15 protein-coding genes and 2 pseudogenes are annotated in these 16,834 nt (G+C 60.2%); 8 read left to right on the top strand and 9 right to left on the bottom strand.

Annotation, left to right across the window (positions count from 1 at the left end; genetic code table 11):
• On the bottom strand, window positions 1-74 hold a 74-nt coding region (locus GJV78_RS24170; RefSeq protein WP_369700119.1), incomplete at its 3' end, for a hypothetical protein.
• A gap of 277 nt (window positions 75-351) precedes the next feature.
• Here GJV78_RS24170 and loiP point away from each other — a divergent pair.
• A complete protein-coding gene (gene loiP, locus GJV78_RS18025) occupies window positions 352-1,110 on the top strand; it encodes a metalloprotease LoiP (RefSeq protein WP_155109621.1) in 759 nt (252 codons plus the stop codon).
• 83 nt (window positions 1,111-1,193) lie between these two features.
• On the opposite strand, the gene speB is transcribed toward loiP, so the two are convergent.
• From speB to GJV78_RS24300, 5 genes and pseudogenes are all read right to left on the bottom strand, one after another.
• Window positions 1,194-2,114, bottom strand: coding sequence for an agmatinase (gene speB, locus GJV78_RS18030; protein WP_155109622.1), 921 nt, complete (start codon window positions 2,112-2,114; stop codon window positions 1,194-1,196).
• Between the two features lie 271 nt (window positions 2,115-2,385).
• On the bottom strand, window positions 2,386-3,117 hold the full coding sequence (locus tag GJV78_RS18035; protein ID WP_155109623.1) for a hypothetical protein: 732 nt from the start codon (window positions 3,115-3,117) through the stop codon (window positions 2,386-2,388).
• 139 nt (window positions 3,118-3,256) lie between these two features.
• Window positions 3,257-5,233: a biosynthetic arginine decarboxylase gene (gene speA / locus GJV78_RS18040; protein ID WP_155109624.1), complete on the bottom strand. Its 1,977-nt coding sequence runs from the start codon at window positions 5,231-5,233 to the stop codon at window positions 3,257-3,259.
• A 142-nt stretch (window positions 5,234-5,375) separates the two neighbouring features.
• Window positions 5,376-5,489: pseudogene (gene yqgB / locus GJV78_RS23715) on the bottom strand (acid stress response protein YqgB); the annotation flags it as partial.
• A 91-nt stretch (window positions 5,490-5,580) separates the two neighbouring features.
• On the bottom strand, window positions 5,581-5,724 hold the full coding sequence (locus GJV78_RS24300) for a hypothetical protein (protein WP_456237495.1): 144 nt from the start codon (window positions 5,722-5,724) through the stop codon (window positions 5,581-5,583).
• 499 nt (window positions 5,725-6,223) lie between these two features.
• On the opposite strand from GJV78_RS24300, the gene metK reads away from it, so the two are divergent.
• Window positions 6,224-7,378, top strand: a complete 1,155-nt coding sequence (gene metK / locus GJV78_RS18050) for a methionine adenosyltransferase (RefSeq protein WP_155109625.1) — start codon at window positions 6,224-6,226, stop codon at window positions 7,376-7,378.
• A gap of 282 nt (window positions 7,379-7,660) precedes the next feature.
• Here metK and GJV78_RS23720 read toward each other — a convergent pair whose 3' ends face one another.
• Both GJV78_RS23720 and GJV78_RS24175 read right to left on the bottom strand, forming a co-directional pair.
• Window positions 7,661-8,863 (bottom strand): type VI immunity family protein, encoded by a 1,203-nt coding sequence (locus tag GJV78_RS23720; protein WP_330998824.1) that lies wholly within the window; start codon window positions 8,861-8,863, stop codon window positions 7,661-7,663.
• A gap of 225 nt (window positions 8,864-9,088) precedes the next feature.
• Window positions 9,089-9,680, bottom strand: a pseudogene (locus GJV78_RS24175) (DUF2345 domain-containing protein); the annotation flags it as partial.
• 569 nt (window positions 9,681-10,249) lie between these two features.
• Between GJV78_RS24175 and galP the strand changes: the two are divergent.
• Window positions 10,250-11,668, top strand: a complete 1,419-nt coding sequence (gene galP / locus GJV78_RS18060) for a galactose/proton symporter (RefSeq protein WP_155109627.1) — start codon at window positions 10,250-10,252, stop codon at window positions 11,666-11,668.
• 166 nt (window positions 11,669-11,834) lie between these two features.
• Here the strand turns inward: galP and hiuH are convergent, their stop codons facing one another.
• Window positions 11,835-12,245 carry a hydroxyisourate hydrolase gene (hiuH, locus tag GJV78_RS18065; RefSeq protein ID WP_155109628.1) on the bottom strand — a complete coding sequence of 137 codons (411 nt, stop codon included), beginning with the start codon at window positions 12,243-12,245 and terminating at the stop codon, window positions 11,835-11,837.
• A gap of 135 nt (window positions 12,246-12,380) precedes the next feature.
• Between hiuH and hprR the strand changes: the two genes are divergently transcribed.
• The 5 genes from hprR (at window position 12,381) to rsmE (ending at window position 16,822) form a co-directional block, all read left to right on the top strand.
• Complete coding sequence (gene hprR, locus GJV78_RS18070) at window positions 12,381-13,061, top strand: response regulator transcription factor HprR (protein WP_155109629.1); 681 nt, start codon at window positions 12,381-12,383, stop codon at window positions 13,059-13,061.
• Window positions 13,054-14,415, top strand: coding sequence for a heavy metal sensor histidine kinase (locus tag GJV78_RS18075; protein ID WP_155109630.1), 1,362 nt, complete (start codon window positions 13,054-13,056; stop codon window positions 14,413-14,415). The genes hprR and GJV78_RS18075 overlap by 8 nt, the downstream gene beginning before the upstream one ends.
• Before the next feature lie 42 nt (window positions 14,416-14,457).
• Window positions 14,458-14,982, top strand: a complete 525-nt coding sequence (locus GJV78_RS18080; protein WP_155109631.1) for a SprT family zinc-dependent metalloprotease — start codon at window positions 14,458-14,460, stop codon at window positions 14,980-14,982.
• 124 nt (window positions 14,983-15,106) lie between these two features.
• Complete coding sequence (endA, locus tag GJV78_RS18085) at window positions 15,107-15,811, top strand: deoxyribonuclease I (RefSeq protein ID WP_155109632.1); 705 nt, start codon at window positions 15,107-15,109, stop codon at window positions 15,809-15,811.
• 279 nt (window positions 15,812-16,090) lie between these two features.
• Window positions 16,091-16,822, top strand: a complete 732-nt coding sequence (gene rsmE, locus GJV78_RS18090) for a 16S rRNA (uracil(1498)-N(3))-methyltransferase (RefSeq protein ID WP_155109633.1) — start codon at window positions 16,091-16,093, stop codon at window positions 16,820-16,822.
• Window positions 16,823-16,834 lie beyond the last annotated feature (12 nt).

A 16,834-nucleotide genomic window follows, 5' to 3' on the forward strand; every position in this document is an offset into this window, starting at 1 on the left:
CCGGATTTGGCTTTTTGTACTGCGTCCATGCTCAGCGCACGAATAGCATTGGCAAGCTCTTTACGTGAGGACATTTTGACTCCAGATCGGATAATGAAGGCCGTGCCCGTGACGGCTTGACGACTGCGCGTTTTGGGCTACGCCGGAAAAAAGTGCCAACAATGTAACCCAAGCCGCAGGTCATGTACATGGAGCACCCTTTCACCTTTTCAGAAATCTCCGGATCGTTATTGTACGTTGCGCAATCCGCTCGCCCGCTTGTCGTTCTTTTCTTTATACTTAGCTACAGCGCTGATTCATCTACAGAAGCGCACAATTGGAACAATCCCGACTTCCGCTGAAAGAGAAAAAATGAAAATTCGCGCCTTACTGTTTGCAATGAGCGTGGCAACGGTTCTGACCGGCTGCCAGAATATGGACTCAAACGGGCTGCTCTCTTCGGGCGCAGAAGCTTTTCAGGCCTGGAGCCTGAGCGACGCCCAGGTTATCGCGCTAAGCGACCAGGCCTGCCAGGAGATGGACGCCAAAGCCACTCTCGCCCCGGCCGGCAGTGAATACGTCACGCGGCTGAACAAGATCGCCGCCTCCCTTGGCGATAACATCAACGGCCAGCCGGTTAACTACAAGGTGTACGTCACCAAAGACGTTAACGCCTTTGCGATGGCCAACGGCTGCATCCGCGTTTACAGCGGCCTGATGGATATGATGTCCGATAACGAGGTGGAGGCGGTGATCGGCCATGAAATGGGTCACGTCGCGCTGGGCCACGTGAAAAAAGGTATGCAGGTGGCGCTTGGCGCTAACGCCGTACGCACCGCCGCGGCCTCTGCGGGCGGCATCGTCGGCAGCCTGTCGCAGTCGGAGCTGGGCGATCTGGGCGAAAAGCTGGTTAACTCACAGTTTACCCAGCGCCAGGAGTCCGAAGCGGACGACTACTCCTACGATCTGCTGCGCAAGCGCGGCGTCAGCCCGTTGGGCCTCGCCACCAGCTTTGAAAAGCTGGCGAAGCTGGAGGCGGGGCGTCAAAGCTCTATGTTTGACGATCACCCGGCCTCGGCGGAGCGCGCGCAGCATATCCGCGATCGGATGGCTGCGGACGGCATCAAGTAATCCTCGCCCCAACGTGTAACAAACCTGACGTTACTGACGACCCGGGCAGCGCACCGCCCGGGTCCAAAAGAGCCTGATTCCGATTACTCGCCCTTCTTCGCCGCCTGGATATAGAGCATCTCCAGCGCCAGGGTTGCCGCCGCCAGCGCGGTGATCTCAGAGCGGTCGTAGGCCGGTGCCACTTCCACCACGTCCATACCAACAATATTCAGATCCTGCAGGCCGCGCACCAGCTTAATGGCGCGATCGGAGGTCAGCCCGCCGATGACCGGCGTACCGGTGCCTGGCGCAAAGGCCGGGTCCAGGCAGTCGATATCGAAGGTCAGGTAGACCGGCATATCGCCCACAATCTGCTTCACCTGCGCGAGGATATCGTCAACCCCACGCTCGTTCACCTGGCAGGCGTCCAGTACGGTAAAGCCGTTGTCCTTATCGAACTCGGTGCGAATACCGATCTGCACCGAATGATGGGGATCGATCAGCCCTTCGTTCGGGGCGGTGTAGAACATGGTGCCGTGATCGAACTCACAGCCGTTGGCATAGGTATCGGTATGGGCATCAAAGTGGATCAGCGCCATTTTGCCAAAATGTTTTGCATGGGCGCGCAGCAGCGGCAGGGTGACGAAGTGGTCGCCGCCGAAGGAGAGCATCCGCTTACCGGCCGCCAGCAGCTTCTCCGCATGCGCCTGCAGCCTCTCGCTCATTTCGCGGGCGTCGCCAAAGGCATACACCAAATCGCCGCAGTCCACCACGTTCAGGCGCTCGCGCATGTCGAAGTTCCAGGGAAAGCGGTGGTGTTCCCAGGCCAGGTGAGTGGAAACCTGACGGATCGCCGCCGGGCCGTGGCGACCGCCGGGGCGGCCCGACGTGGCCATATCAAAAGGGATGCCGGTGATAACCCAGTCGGCGTCGCTGTCATAGGGCTGGAAATTCAGCGGCAGACGCAGAAAACCAAAGGCGTTGGAAACCAGGGAGTTATCGTACTGATGGCCCAGGGTGCTCATGTACTGACCTCTTTTTAAATCGATGTTAGGCTGTGTCCCGTAACCGGGCGTGGCGTCGACGCTCACGAACGGTTACGGGACACAGCCTGGTAACTATTCACTCGCTGCTCCCGGAGTGCCCGCCCGCGCGTCGGCAGCCGGAAGTATGGCGAGTATAGATGAAAAAAAAATCCCCTCCGCGTCGTTAGGCCCGACGAGGAAGGGATTGTTTTACATATAACGTTTCTGGCGCGATTATCGCCTGAAATTTACCCGCCTTCAAGCGGGATATTTACCTGCGACAGGGCGGTGGCGCATAGCCGCCGCTGTCCGCCGGGAAAGCCTGCGCGGAACAGGGCGGCAGCGCTTTTGTCGCCGGCCCCAGCAGCCGGAAAGCGGCAAAGCCGACGATCCCAACGTGGCGCGCATCGCCGTAAGCTGAGTTTGCCGCATAGGCGTCCTCAACAGCGGAAAATTCAAACGCCGCCTCGGTATTTTTATCTTTTCTGAAGCCTTTGATAGCCAGCGAAGCGCCGGGATCGACAATATAGCCGCTGTTATTCAGCGAACCGGGCCTGCCGCTCAGCACGTCCAGCCCGTCAACCGTGGCGACGATTTCATAGCGAACGTCGCGGCTGTAGTTACGCACGTACAGCTGATAGCGGCTTCCCACCCGGGCAGGGACATTATACTGCCACCCTCCGGTCGAAGCGTTATAGCGGCGGGTAATGGGCAAAGCGTTAAAATTAGCATCGCGTATCGCATATTCCAGTTCACCGGCGCGAATACTGTAGACACCGTCATGTCCTGAATAAGGCTCTGCGGCATAGTGAATTAATATCACGTCGGCAGGATCGCGCTCCGCCCGCTTGGCGGCCACCCCCGTCACCGAAGAATGAACCTCCTCTCCCCAGGCGGTTCCGACGGCTCTGGACGGCGTGGCGTGGTACTGCACCGGGCCTGAACAGCCCGCTAGCAGCAGTAAAATACCGGCCAACAGGCCGTTAAGGGTGCGTCCTTTCATGGTTTTTCCTCGTGCGGGTGTGATTGAAAATCCCGCTGAGTATAAAACACTCAGAGCAAAAGAGAAGCGCTATCGCGCCCGCCGCTTTACATCCCCGGCGGCCGATTTAAACCATTAAACCGGCCGCCGGGAAGCGCGCTTATTCGTCTTCGAGATAGGTATAGCCGTACAGCCCTGCCTCAAACTCTTCCAGGAACTGCTGCTGAAGCCCGGCGTCGAGATCGGTGTTTTTCACCTGATCGCGGAACTGGGTTAACAGCGTTTTCGGGTCCAACTGCACGTACTGCAGCATATCCGCCACGGTATCCCCTTCGTCGGACAGCTCCACCTCCACGCTGCCGTCCGGGGAGACGAAGACGTCCACCGCCTCGGTGTCGCCGAACAGGTTGTGCATGTTGCCAAGGATCTCCTGATAGGCTCCCACCATAAAGAAGCCCAGCATCGGCGGGTTGTCAGGATCGTACTCCGGCATCGGCATGGTGGTGGCGATGCCGTCGCCGTCGATATAGTGATCGATGGCACCGTCAGAGTCGCAGGTGATGTCGAGCAGCACCGCCCGGCGCTCGGGGATCTGATTCAGCCCTTCCAGCGGCAGCACCGGAAACAGCTGATCGATTCCCCAGGCGTCCGGCATTGACTGAAACAGCGAAAAATTGACGTACATCTTATCCGCCATCCGCTCCTGCAGCTCGTCAATAATCGGCCGGTGGGCGCGGTTCTGCGGGTCCAGCTGCTTCTGCACCTCGTGGCACATGCTTAAGTAGAGCTGCTCCGCCCAGGCGCGCTCCTGCAGGCTGTAAGCGCCCGAGGAGTAGCCGATATGAATATCATGCAGATCCATCTGGCTGTCGTGCAGCCACTCCCGCAGCGAACGGCGGGTGCCGGGATCGCGCATCTCCAGCCAGGTTTCCCACATGCTCTGGAGGGCGCGCGGCGCGTCCTGGGCGGGCGCGGTCGGCACGGTATATTCGTTGCGCTCCACGCCGATAATATTGGAAACCAGTACCGTGTGATGGGCGGTTACCGCGCGGCCCGACTCGGTGATCACCGTTGGATGGGGCAGGCCGTTCTCTTCGCAGGCGTCACCAATCGCCCAGATAATATTGTTGGCGTACTCATTCAGCCCGTAGTTAACGGAGCAGTCGGACTGGGAGCGGGTGCCCTCATAATCCACCCCCAGGCCGCCGCCGACGTCGAAGCACTGAATGTTGACACCCAGCTTGTACAGCTCAACGTAGAAGCGGGCGGACTCACGCACGCCGGTGGCAATATCGCGAATATTCGCCATCTGCGAGCCGAGGTGAAAGTGCAGCAGCTGCAGGCTCTCCAGGCGTCCGGCTTCGCGCAGCGTTTCTACCAGCTGCAGCACCTGGGTGGCCGCGAGGCCAAATTTGGATTTTTCGCCGCCGGAGGACTGCCACTTCCCGGAGCCCTGGGAGGCCAGACGCGCACGCACGCCGAGGCGCGGAACGACGCTCAGGCGCTCGGCCTCGTCCAGCACAATGGCGATCTCCGACATCTTCTCGATAACCAGGTAGACCTTATGGCCCATCTTCTCACCGATGAGCGCCAGGCGAATATATTCCCGATCCTTATAGCCGTTGCAGACGATCACGCTGCGGGTCATGCCGGCGTGCGCCAGCACCGCCATCAGCTCCGCCTTGGAACCAGCTTCCAGCCCCAGCGGCTCCCCGGAATGGATCAGCGACTCAATCACCCGGCGATGCTGGTTCACCTTAATCGGGTAAACGAGAAAGTAGTCGCCGTTGTAGCCGTAAGATTCGCGCGCGCGCTTAAAGGCGGCGTTAATGGAGCGCAGCCGGTGCTGCAGGATCTGCGGAAAGCAGAACAGCGCGGGCAGGCGCTGGCCCTGGGCTTCACGGGCCTTCACCAGCGTGGCGAGATCGACGCGCGCTTCCGGTACGTCAGGGTCCGGACAGACGCTGATATGGCCCAGCTCGTTGACGTCATAGTAGTTATTGCCCCACCAGGCAATATTGTAAGTGCGCAGCATCTTGCTGGCTTCCCGGGAGCTCATAGCAACCTCCTGCATGGAGCGTAGTACACCCTGTTCGCCCGCTGACGAAGGCGAACCCAAAGACATGTCGTCAGACATAGCGAACCTCAACTTTTCTGGAAAGTGCATACCCGGTGAATTTGATACGCCAGGCGGTCAGCCGCGCGGCCAGACTCCGGAAACGAACGCTTCCGGGGCGGGCAAAAACGGCTAACGTACCTGCCGCACGAAAAGCGACGGGTGTAAAACAGTTGACTACTATCGCAGCACAAAGATGCGATAACAACCCATGTACAGGCGGTTTTTCCAGCAGATAGTGCTGATGCTCCGCCTGCGCGACCGGTTTCTTTTTCATATCATTGTAAAACACGTAACCGAACTGCGTATGACGTTCGGCGAAACCACGAGAAAGCCCCTGCGCGAGCAAGAGCGCCCTTGTTCAGCACTTAGCCGCCGTTACCGGCCCTGAAGTCCTGAGAAGCGCCAAAATGGGTATAACATCGGCAGGAATGCAATGCAGAGATGCAAAACAGGTGGGAAGAGCGCACATCGGAACGGTGCGTCTGGTTCAGCAGAATACAACGGTTCATTATCTCGTATCACCTCCACGGCCGCCCCGCAGGACGAACCGACAAGCCAAAGCCAACGTTTTAGCCCGGCCGGAAGTGGCGACACGAAAAACCCATCGTGTGCTTTTTATCTATCCTGGCCAGTTCGGATTGTAAGGTGCGGCGACGCCCGCTGACGAGCCGCGGCTGCCAGCGCCACCCGAAGTATGACGGATATGAGCCGCGCGCCGCGTTTTATACCGATAAGATGTTCAAAATGCAAACTATATCTGCGCGTAACGTCAGCACTGTCCGGAAAAATTTCCAACGTCTGCTGCGCTACGGTGCGGGCAGATTCAAAAAAAACTGGAATTCAGATAAAGTTGTGACCTAAAATAGCCGTCCAGATGTTAATCCATCCATACTGATTAACATTCAGACTGCCAGAAACGACAGCCTGCAGGCCGCGGTAGATGCATCCAGAACAACCGGCCTGTGCAGCAGTTTGAGCTAACTAAACCCTCCTCAGGTGAAATTAAATATGGCAAAACACCTCTTTACGTCCGAGTCCGTATCAGAAGGACATCCTGATAAAATCGCTGACCAAATCTCCGACGCCGTGCTTGATGCGATCCTCGCCCAGGATCCGAAGGCCCGGGTGGCCTGTGAATCTTATGTGAAAACCGGCATGGTTTTAGTCGGCGGCGAAATCACCACCAGCGCCTGGGTGGATATTGAAGAGATCGCCCGCAACACGATCCGCGAGATTGGCTATGTCAATTCCGATATGGGCTTTGACGCCAACTCCTGTGCGGTACTGAGCGCCATCGGCAAACAGTCTCCGGATATCAACCAGGGCGTTGACCGCGCCGACCCGCTGGAGCAGGGCGCGGGTGACCAGGGCCTGATGTTCGGCTATGCCACCAATGAAACCGACGTGCTGATGCCGGCACCGATCACCTACGCCCACCGCCTGGTGCAGCGTCAGGCTGAAGTGCGTAAAAACGGCACCCTGCCGTGGCTGCGTCCGGATGCGAAAAGTCAGGTGACCTTCCAGTATGACGACGGCAAAATCGTCGGCATCGATGCGGTGGTGCTCTCCACTCAGCACGCGGAAGATATCGACCAGAAAGCGCTGCAGGAAGCGGTGATGGAAGAGATCATCAAGCCGGTGCTGCCGACCGAATGGCTGAACGCCTCGACCAAATTCTTCATCAACCCGACCGGACGCTTTGTTATCGGTGGCCCGATGGGCGACTGCGGCCTGACCGGTCGTAAGATCATCGTTGACACCTACGGCGGCATGGCCCGTCACGGCGGCGGCGCGTTCTCCGGTAAAGATCCGTCGAAGGTTGACCGGTCTGCGGCCTATGCGGCGCGCTATGTGGCGAAAAATATCGTCGCCGCCGGCCTTGCCGACCGCTGTGAAATCCAGGTCTCCTACGCCATCGGCGTGGCGGAGCCAACCTCGATCATGGTCGAGACCTTCGGGACCGAAAAGGTGCCTGCCGACCAGCTGATCCTGCTGGTGCGCGAGTTCTTCGATCTGCGTCCGTACGGCCTGATTCAGATGCTGGATCTGCTGCACCCGATCTATCAGCAGACCGCCGCCTACGGCCACTTTGGTCGCGAAAGCTTCCCGTGGGAAAAAACCGACAAAGCGCAGCTGCTGCGCGACGCCGCGGGTCTGAAATAAACCGCGACGCCTGTTGTAAAAGGCCAGCTTCACGCTGGCCTCAGATTGCTGACAAAGAGGGAAAAAACGTGGTTTTTCCCTCTTTGTGGTTAGCAGCCGAAAATCAATGGGTTGATTTTCCTTGTTTATTTTTGTGGTGATTATGGCCGAACGAGTTTGGTCTGGAGTTTGTCATTAGTCTCAGGTCAGCTTCACGCTGGCCTTAAATTGCCGAAAGCCTCGTTTTAATCAGGCCGCTAATAAGGCCCTCCCCCGGCCCTTCCGCCTGACTAACCGGCACGTTTATTCCTGTACCGGGCCGCCGTCCTCCCGGCGCAGCAGCGTCCAGACCACCTCGTGCTCCACCCCGTCGGCGTCGCGCCAGAACGGCGCATCAAAGCCCTGCTCCAGCTCCTCGTAAACCGGCTCCGGCTCTCCCGCCACGCTGCCCGACCACAGCCCGCTGAAGCGGCACAGCTGCCCGCTGACCACCATTATGGCCCGCTGGCCCGGCTCTCCCGACGGCCGCAGCCGCCGCGCCTCCTCCTCTTCCGCCCGATCAAAGCGCGCCAGCCACTGCGCCGTGGTGCGATCGTTAAAGCGGATCTCCCCGGCAATGGAGCCAAAGCCCAGCGAATCTATCTCCGGTGCCCGGGCCACCCGCAGCAGGTTATTCACCCTGACATACGCCCGCGGCCAGGGGTCGCTCTGCACGTAGCCCAGCGCCGGAGCCTCCCCGGCCTTCACCACCAGGCCGCCCGCGTAGGGGGTGAAGGTCACCACCGGGTCAGCGTTCCGCCTCTGCAGCGCCGCGGCCCCGCCCAGTTTCGCCACCAGCGCCTCTCCCAACAGGGTCAGCCAGTTCACCGACTTAAAGCCGTTATGCAGGCGTTCATCCGTATTTCCCCCTGAGATATCCAGCCCGCTGAACTGATGGGCGATGGTATACTCCAGATACTGATACTCATGGCTTTCATAGCACTGCTGCAGCCCCAGCCCCGCCAGGCCGTGCATCGGCTTCAGCAGCCGGCAGAAGGCGAGCACCAGCGCTTCAAACCTTTCCCGCCCCTCCCCCTTCAGCGCCTCAAACGGCAGATAGAAGCTGGCGTAAGAAACTGGCTGATGTATCTCTTCATACCAGCGGGCATTAGAAAAGATTTTAATCTGATAGTCACTGACATAGTCCAGGGAGGGCGCGCTGCCGGTCACCATCCGGGTGGGAAGCTGCACCACCCTGCCGGCGCTGCCGGCGGCCAGCCGCAGCGTGGCCCCCTCCGTCAGTGCCAGGCTGCCCGCCTCACCCCCCGCGCCTACGGAGACCAGCGCCATCTCAATCTGCGCCCGGCTGCGCGCCTCCCCGCGGCGATCCCTGGCGGGGAGCAGCAGATAAGGAGAGCGCCGCTCCATCTCTCTGCCCCACTCCGCCACCCGCCGCTGCACCAGCGCATAGTCCCGCTGCACCTGCTCCTCCAGGGCCGGCAGGATCACGTTATCGGGATGGCCCATCGCTTTATCTCCCACAAAGCCGTAGACCGGGTCCACCCTGGCCTCCGCCAGCTCGGCCTCCCGCCGCCTGCGGCTGCGCCGATCGCACTGGCCGGAGGTCAGCAGACGAAATTTTTGTATATCTCCCCCGACAATCTTTAAATACGCCTCATGTTGTTCCGGCGATAATCGATCCTTTGTCTCATCAAACTTAATCTCAATCACCGTTGCAATATTATCGACGGGAGGCTGAAAGGCCCGCTCCAGCCGGCCGTAGTATCCCGCTTTCGTCAGGTAGTCTCCCGGGGTCGCCGACTCGATTTTGTTCTCGTCCAGCGTGATGTAGCTTCCCCCGCCGTTCAGCGTGATTTTCTTCTTCGCCGTGATTTTTATCTCATCTTCCGTGCTGCTTATCGTCAGTCCGTGCCGCGCCAGCAGCGCCATCGTATCGTTCTGCGCCTGCACCTCCACCGGCCCCTGGTTCGCAATCAGCTTTATACCCAGCTTCCTCACAAACACGCTCAGCGCGTTTCCCACCCCGATAAACAGGTTCTTCACCACGCTCACTTCCCGCTCCACCACCCCCTGAATCACCCGCAGCGGCCGCTGCGCCGCTATCCCGAACCCCTGGTCCGGCGGGGCGCGCTGGGTCAGCGAGGTCGGCTTCAGCAGCATATTCTCTTTAGTGATGTCGTGGTCCGGGCTGGTGAACTCGATGCGGTAGCGGAAGGGCCGGCTTAAGGCCTCCTCTCCTTAAAAGGCCTGGCACGTCCAGCGTGGACTGGCAGCCCCTGACCGCCAGAAGATGGTGGCTGTGGCTGAACAAGCGGGCCGTCATGCCCGGCCGCGGACTGCCTCCGATAAGAGACAGGGATGCCCCTTATTCATTCCCGCAGCATAGCGACCCCGGTGCCAGGTGAGAGTAACGGGTCGGCTGGCGGCCGATGTGTACAGCGGCGAAGACATGGAGAAATCGGCAAACCACGCAGCCAACGCGCCCGCCGCGGGGCGGCGGCGTCCGGTTACGGTAAGAACAGCCGCGCCCGTGACGCCCGGAGAAAGAGCCCCTGAGCCAGGCGTGCGTTTTTTCTGCGTTAAAATCCCCCTTTTCCCCTGCCCTGCTATCCTGATTAAGGCTTTCACCGCATAAAATGAAAGCGATTACATACACTCTTGCGGAAACATTTGAGAGTATTCTCTTTGCGAGGGCAGGTTTTATCTGCTGCTAAATCTTATTTAAGCGGAGTATGCAGCCCCCCTTTTTGAGTATCGAAAATCAGTTTATAGCGTTACTCAATACCGGCGATAGTGTAATCGATTACATCAATGTGATAAATATCACATAATTTCACGGTGCGCTTACTACCCTTAACCTCACTAAAATTGCTTACCCAAACGGAGGGTACAATGCCTGACAATCAAAAACAGGGGCGTTCAAATAAGGCTATGACCTTCTTTGTTTGCTTCCTTGCGGCCCTGGCCGGACTCCTCTTTGGCCTTGACATCGGCGTTATCGCCGGCGCGCTCCCCTTCCTCGCCGACGAATTCAACATCTCGGCGCACACCCAGGAGTGGGTGGTCAGCTCTATGATGTTCGGTGCCGCCGTCGGTGCCGTCGGCAGCGGCTGGCTCTCCTTCAGGCTCGGGCGCAAAAAGAGCCTGATGATCGGCGCGATCCTGTTCGTCGCCGGCTCGCTGTTCTCCGCCACCGCCCCCAACGTTGAGGTGCTGATCCTCTCCCGCGTGCTGCTGGGGCTGGCGGTAGGCATCGCCTCTTACACCGCGCCGCTCTATCTCTCTGAGATTGCCCCGGAGAAAATTCGCGGCAGCATGATTTCGATGTATCAGCTGATGATCACCATCGGTATCCTCGGTGCCTATCTGTCGGACACCGCCTTCAGCTACAGCGGCGCATGGCGCTGGATGCTCGGGGTGATCATTATCCCGGCGATTTTGCTGCTGATTGGGGTCTTTTTTCTGCCGGACAGCCCCCGCTGGTTCGCCGCGAAACGCCGCTTCCACGACGCCGAGCGCGTGCTCCTGCGCCTGCGCGACAGCAGCGCGGAGGCCAGGCGCGAGCTTGATGAAATCCGCGAAAGCCTGCAGGTCAAGCAGAGCGGCTGGGCGCTGTTTAAAGAGAACGGTAACTTCCGCCGCGCGGTCTACCTCGGCATTCTGCTGCAGATCATGCAGCAGTTCACCGGGATGAACGTCATCATGTACTACGCGCCGAAAATTTTCGAACTGGCCGGATACACCAACACCACCGAGCAGATGTGGGGCACCGTGATTGTCGGCCTGACCAACGTGCTGGCCACCTTTATCGCCATCGGGCTAGTTGACCGCTGGGGCCGCAAACCGACCCTGACGCTGGGCTTCCTGGTGATGGCTGCCGGCATGGGTATTCTCGGCACCATGATGCATATCGGCATCCACTCGCCCTCCGCGCAATATTTTGCCATCGCCATGCTGCTGATGTTTATCATCGGCTTTGCGATGAGCGCCGGGCCGCTGATTTGGGTGCTGTGCTCGGAGATCCAGCCGCTGAAGGGCCGGGACTTTGGCATCACCTGCTCCACCGCCACCAACTGGATCGCCAACATGATCGTCGGCGCGACCTTCCTGACCATGCTCAACAGCCTGGGCAACGCCAACACCTTCTGGGTCTATGCCGGTCTGAACGTGCTGTTTATCCTGCTGACCCTGTGGCTGGTGCCGGAGACCAAGCACGTCTCGCTGGAGCGCATTGAGCGCAACCTGATGAAGGGGCGCAAGCTGCGCGAAATCGGCTCCCAGGACCAGGCTGTGTCCCTTAACCGTTCGTGAGCGTCGCTGGCGGTCATTCAGGTCCGGGGCAAGGTGCGAGCCGTAAGGTCTGGTTATTCCAGATGCGCGGCAGCGGAGCTGAATGGCCCCAGCCCTGCGGGACGCAGCCTAAAAAAGCAGCGCCCTCCTCCTTACGGAAAAGGGCGCTTTTCTCCTGCGCGCGCCGTCAGCTTCCCCGATAGGTCGAGTAGCCGTACGGGCTTAAGAGCAGCGGAACGTGATAGTGTTCATGGGGGTTGCTGATATGAAACTCCACCGGAATTTCCGGGAAAAAGCTCTCCTGTTTTTGCGCGTCAAACCAGGGCTTCGTTTTAAACGTGACGCGATAATCCCCCGGCGCAACCTCCTGTTCCGGCCACAGCGCCTTGATTCTGCCGTCCTTATCGGTCTGCCCCATATTAAGCTGCCGCCAGCCGTCGTCACGCTTCTGCTCCAGCACAACCTCCACCCCGGCCGCGGGTTTTCCGGTCTGCTGATCGAGGATATGGACGCTCAGGGCGTTGTTAGCCGCAGCCGTAGCCAGCTGCGGTGCCGCCAGGGCGGAAAGCAGCGCGATGCTCAGTAAACGCTTTTTCATTTTTCACTCCGGTTATAATGGATACCCCTTCAATGTATATGACCCGCCCGGATTTCACCTTTCACGCGCATTACATTTTTGTCATCCCCGGCACGCTTTTCCCCGGCGCACGCCATTCTGTGGCAGAGTAGCCCCATGAAAATTTTGTTGATTGAAGATAACCAGAAAACCAGCGACTGGGTCAGCCAGGGGCTGACGGAGGCGGGCTACGTCGTGGACCGGGTCGGCGACGGCCGGGACGGGCTGCGGCTGGCCCTGCAGGCTCCCTATGCGCTAATTATCCTCGACATCATGCTGCCGGGGCTGGACGGCTGGCAGGTGCTGAGATCGCTGCGCACCGCGCGGCAAACCCCCGTCATTTGCCTGACCGCCCGGGACTCGGTGGACGATCGGGTCCGCGGGCTGGAGGCCGGTGCCAACGACTATCTGGTGAAGCCGTTCTCTTTTGCCGAGCTGCTGGCCAGGGTGCGCACCCAGCTGCGGCAAAATGCCGAAACCGGCACGCGCCTGCAGGTAAACGGCCTGGAGATGGATTCGGCCCGGCAGAGCGTCTCCCGGGACGGGCAGACGATTATCCTGACGCGAAAAGAGTTTCTGCTGCTGTGGCTGCTGGCCTCCCGGCCCGGCGAGATTATCCCCAGAGCAGTAATCGCCAGCGAGGTGTGGGGCATCAATTTTGACAGCGAAACCAATACGGTGGACGTCGCCATTCGCCGGCTGCGCGCCAAAGTTGATGACCCCTTCCCGCAGAAGCTGATCGCCACCGTCAGAGGAATGGGATACCGGCTGGCGGCGGAGGGCCACGGCGATGCCTGAGCTGTCGATGACCCTGCGCCTGACCCTCACCTTTGTGCTGACGCTGGCGCTGGCCTGTACCGGCATCAGCTGGACCTTATACCGGGCGCTCAGCGGCGAGCTGACGTGGCGGGACGACGTCATGCTGGTCAATCGGGCGAACCAGATCGGGCAGCTACTGCAGGACGGCGCGGAGCCGCAAAGCCTTCCCCTTTACTTCAACCGGATGATGGATACCCGCCAGGATATTTTGCTGATTCATACGGCGGATTCGGAAAATATTACGATTAACCACACGGGAGTCCAACGCCGTCTGCTGGAGGCGATCCCGATGCAAAACGAGGCCACCATCCGGACGATCGCCCGCACGACCGTCGATGGCACCCAGCTTTCGGCGGTGCGTCTGGCGGTGAGCGGCGGCGAAGGGCCGCTCACCATCACCGTCGCCCGGCTGGCCAGCGAAAGAAAGCACATGCTGGAGCAGTACCGCTACAACAGCGTACTCATCTGCATTATTGCTGTTCTGGCCTGTGCCGCCCTCAGCCCTTTGCTTATCCGGCGCGGGCTGCGATCGATAAGCGCCCTCAGCAGGCTGACCGCCGATACGGACAGCCGGGGGCTAAGACAGCCGCTGAGGGTAAGTGATTTACCCGCCGAGCTGAAGCCGCTGGGGAGCGCCCTGAACGTCATGCGCCGGAAGCTGGCCGACGATTTCGCCCGTCTGAACCAGTTTGCTGATGACCTGGCCCACGAGCTGCGCACGCCGGTAAACATCCTGCTCGGCCACAACCAGGTGGCGCTCGCCAGGCCGCGTATGGCGGAGGAGTACCAGCAGGTGCTGGCGAACAACGTTGAGGAGCTTGAGGGGCTGTCCCGCCTGACCGAAAGCATTTTGTTTCTGGCCAGGGCTGAGCACCACGCTATCCGGCTGAAAAAAGCGGCGCTGCCCTGCGGCGAAATCATCGCCGAGCTGGTTGATTTTCTAAGCTACAGCGCCGAGGAAAAACAGATCGCCTTTGCGGTCCACTGCAGCGGCGAGATTGTTGCCGACAGGGTGCTACTGCAGCGGGTGCTGATAAATCTTCTCAGCAACGCGATACGCTACTCGCCGGATCGCGCGACGATCCGGATAACCACCCGCGCCGTCGGGGAGCAACGCGCGATCGAGATTGCCAATCCCGGCGAGCCGTTCGCCGCCCCGGAGAATCTGTTTAACCGCTTCTGGCGGGGGGACAACGCGCGACATTCGCCGGGCTACGGCCTTGGGCTGTCGCTGGTGAAAGCGGTGATGGCGCTCCACGGCGGCGGCGTCAGCTATCGCTTTGCTGACGGGCAGCACCGCTTCACCGTCGCCTTCCCGGAGGAGCGCCGGTAAGCGTCTTGCAGTTATCCTGCGCAGGCACTATTCTCTGGCCCCATGAAAACCGCCCGTCTCCCTATCGCCGTCCAGCAGGCCGTAATGCGCCGCCTGCGGGAGGCGCTCGCCCAGGCCAACCTGGCGCTTAACCGCAGCTACCCGGAACCCCGGCTCGTCTATAGCCAGCGCGGCACCTCCGCGGGCACCGCCTGGCCGGAAAGCTATGAAATCCGCCTGAACCCGGTGCTGTTGATGGAAAACGTCGAGGCGTTTATCGTCGAGGTGGTGCCCCATGAGCTGGCGCACCTGCTGGTATGGCAACACTTCGGCAGAAAAGCGCCGCACGGCAAAGAGTGGAAATGGATGATGGAGAGCGTCTTTGGAGTGCCCGCCAGGCGCACCCACCGCTTTGCGCTGCAGTCGGTGCGCCGCAATACTTATCCCTATCGCTGTCGGTGTCAGGAGCATCAGCTGACCGTTCGCCGCCATAACCGCGTCGTGCGCGGCGAAGCGACCTATCGCTGCGTCCGCTGCGGCGAAACGCTGATGGCGCAGCCGCCGGCCTCCCCACACGGGCCTGAATAAGCGCCAGCGCCCCGTTAAGATTCTCCTGGATTTACAGAACTATCGGGAACTTTCCCGCTCTGCCTGATTGCATACAGAAACAACTTTCGCTACGTTGCGGGCTCGTTTTAACACGGAGTTCGTGATGTACCGTCATTTCTCACTTGCCGCCGCGCTGCTGGCGGCATTTTCAGCCCCGGCGCTGGCCGGGGGCATTCATAGTTTTTCCCAGGCGAAAAGCGCCGGGGTAAAGGTCAACGCCGACGCGCCGGGCGATTTCTACTGCGGCTGCAAAATCAGCTGGCAGGGTAAAAAAGGTCTGCTCGATCTGGCCTCCTGCGGCTACCGGGTGCGCAAAAACGAGAACCGCGCCAGCCGCGTCGAATGGGAGCATGTGGTTCCCGCCTGGCAGTTCGGCCACCAGCGCCAGTGCTGGCAGGAGGGCGGGCGTAAAAACTGCGCCAAAGATCCGCTCTACCGGCAGATGGAAAGCGATATGCATAATCTGCAGCCCGCCGTCGGCGAGGTGAACGGCGATCGCGGCAACTTTATGTACGGCCAGTGGAACGGTGGCGAAGGCCAGTACGGCCAGTGCGCGATGAAAGTGGATTTTAAACAGAAGGTGGCCGAACCGCCCGCCCGCGCCCGGGGCATTATCGCCCGAACCTATTTCTATATGCGCGACCGCTACCACCTGAACCTCTCCCGCCAGCAGACCCAGCTCTTTAACGCCTGGAACCGACTCTACCCGGTTACCGACTGGGAGTGTACGCGCGACGCGCGCATCGCCAGGGTGCAGGGAAACCATAACCCTTATGTACAGCGCGCTTGCCAGGCGCGAAACAGCTAACTTACACTAGGCTGCGCCCCTTAACCGGGCGCGGCGTCGACGCCGCGCTGAAAGCTCGTCATCAGGGCGAAGCCGCGTAAATAACGGCCAGCCCCGACGGCCGAAGTACGCGCCCGGCAGCACTGCGCAGGCGCGCCGATCGCCACATCTGCGGCGACGCTCCGGGCCTGAATGGCCGCCAGCGCCCCTTATGCACCAGCAAGGGACGCGGCCTGGCGGGAATCATTTTTAACCTTCCCCACGCCAGCGCGCGTGGGGTCAAGACGCGGATTTTTTACTATGCGTATTCCCCGCATTTATCATCCTCAGCCCGTCACGGTCGGCAGCCGGTTCGCCCTGAGCGACGATGCCGCCAACCATATCGGCCGCGTGCTGCGCATGGGTCCGGGACAGGCCCTGCAGCTGTTCGACGGCAGCAACCAGGTCTTCGACGCCGAAATCGTCAGCGCCAGCAAAAAGAGCGTGGAGGTCAGCGTGCGGCAGGGGAAGATCGACGATCGCGAGTCGCCGCTGCATATCCACCTCGGTCAGGTGATGTCGCGCGGCGAAAAAATGGAGTTCACCATCCAGAAATCCATCGAACTGGGGGTAAGCCTCATTACGCCACTGTTTTCTGAGCGCTGCGGGGTTAAACTGGACGCCGAACGTCTGGAAAAAAAGCGCCAGCAGTGGCAGAAAATCGCCGTCGCCGCCTGCGAGCAGTGCGGCCGCAACCGGGTGCCGGAGATCCGCCCGGCGATGGATCTGCAGGCCTGGTGCGCCGAGCCGGAGACGGGCCTGAAGCTAAACCTTCACCCGCGCGCCAGCGCCAGCATCAACACCCTGCCGCTGCCGGTGGAGCGCGTACGCCTGCTGATCGGCCCGGAAGGCGGCCTGTCGGCGGATGAAATTGCCATGACCGCCCGCTATCAGTTTACTGATATCCTGTTAGGCCCCCGCGTTCTGCGTACAGAAACAACTGCGCTCACCGCCATTACCGCGCTGCAGGTGCGTTTTGGCGACCTGGGTTGAAGCATCAACGGA

The organism is Intestinirhabdus alba, assembly GCF_009711095.1.
GTDB classification, from domain to species: domain Bacteria; phylum Pseudomonadota; class Gammaproteobacteria; order Enterobacterales; family Enterobacteriaceae; genus Intestinirhabdus; species Intestinirhabdus alba.

What these genes read in the sequence shown, in the direction of transcription:
- loiP (WP_155109621.1), top strand. Translation starts at nt 352, where the DNA reads ATGAAAATTCGCGCCTTACTGTTTGCAATGAGCGTGGCAACGGTTCTG.
- speB (WP_155109622.1), bottom strand. Translation starts at nt 2,114, where the DNA reads ATGAGCACCCTGGGCCATCAGTACGATAACTCCCTGGTTTCCAACGCC.
- GJV78_RS18035 (WP_155109623.1), bottom strand. Translation starts at nt 3,117, where the DNA reads ATGAAAGGACGCACCCTTAACGGCCTGTTGGCCGGTATTTTACTGCTG.
- speA (WP_155109624.1), bottom strand. Translation starts at nt 5,233, where the DNA reads ATGTCTGACGACATGTCTTTGGGTTCGCCTTCGTCAGCGGGCGAACAG.
- GJV78_RS24300 (WP_456237495.1), bottom strand. Translation starts at nt 5,724, where the DNA reads ATGAACCGTTGTATTCTGCTGAACCAGACGCACCGTTCCGATGTGCGC.
- metK (WP_155109625.1), top strand. Translation starts at nt 6,224, where the DNA reads ATGGCAAAACACCTCTTTACGTCCGAGTCCGTATCAGAAGGACATCCT.
- GJV78_RS23720 (WP_330998824.1), bottom strand. Translation starts at nt 8,863, where the DNA reads ATGGGCCATCCCGATAACGTGATCCTGCCGGCCCTGGAGGAGCAGGTG.
- galP (WP_155109627.1), top strand. Translation starts at nt 10,250, where the DNA reads ATGCCTGACAATCAAAAACAGGGGCGTTCAAATAAGGCTATGACCTTC.
- hiuH (WP_155109628.1), bottom strand. Translation starts at nt 12,245, where the DNA reads ATGAAAAAGCGTTTACTGAGCATCGCGCTGCTTTCCGCCCTGGCGGCA.
- hprR (WP_155109629.1), top strand. Translation starts at nt 12,381, where the DNA reads ATGAAAATTTTGTTGATTGAAGATAACCAGAAAACCAGCGACTGGGTC.
- GJV78_RS18075 (WP_155109630.1), top strand. Translation starts at nt 13,054, where the DNA reads ATGCCTGAGCTGTCGATGACCCTGCGCCTGACCCTCACCTTTGTGCTG.
- GJV78_RS18080 (WP_155109631.1), top strand. Translation starts at nt 14,458, where the DNA reads ATGAAAACCGCCCGTCTCCCTATCGCCGTCCAGCAGGCCGTAATGCGC.
- endA (WP_155109632.1), top strand. Translation starts at nt 15,107, where the DNA reads ATGTACCGTCATTTCTCACTTGCCGCCGCGCTGCTGGCGGCATTTTCA.
- rsmE (WP_155109633.1), top strand. Translation starts at nt 16,091, where the DNA reads ATGCGTATTCCCCGCATTTATCATCCTCAGCCCGTCACGGTCGGCAGC.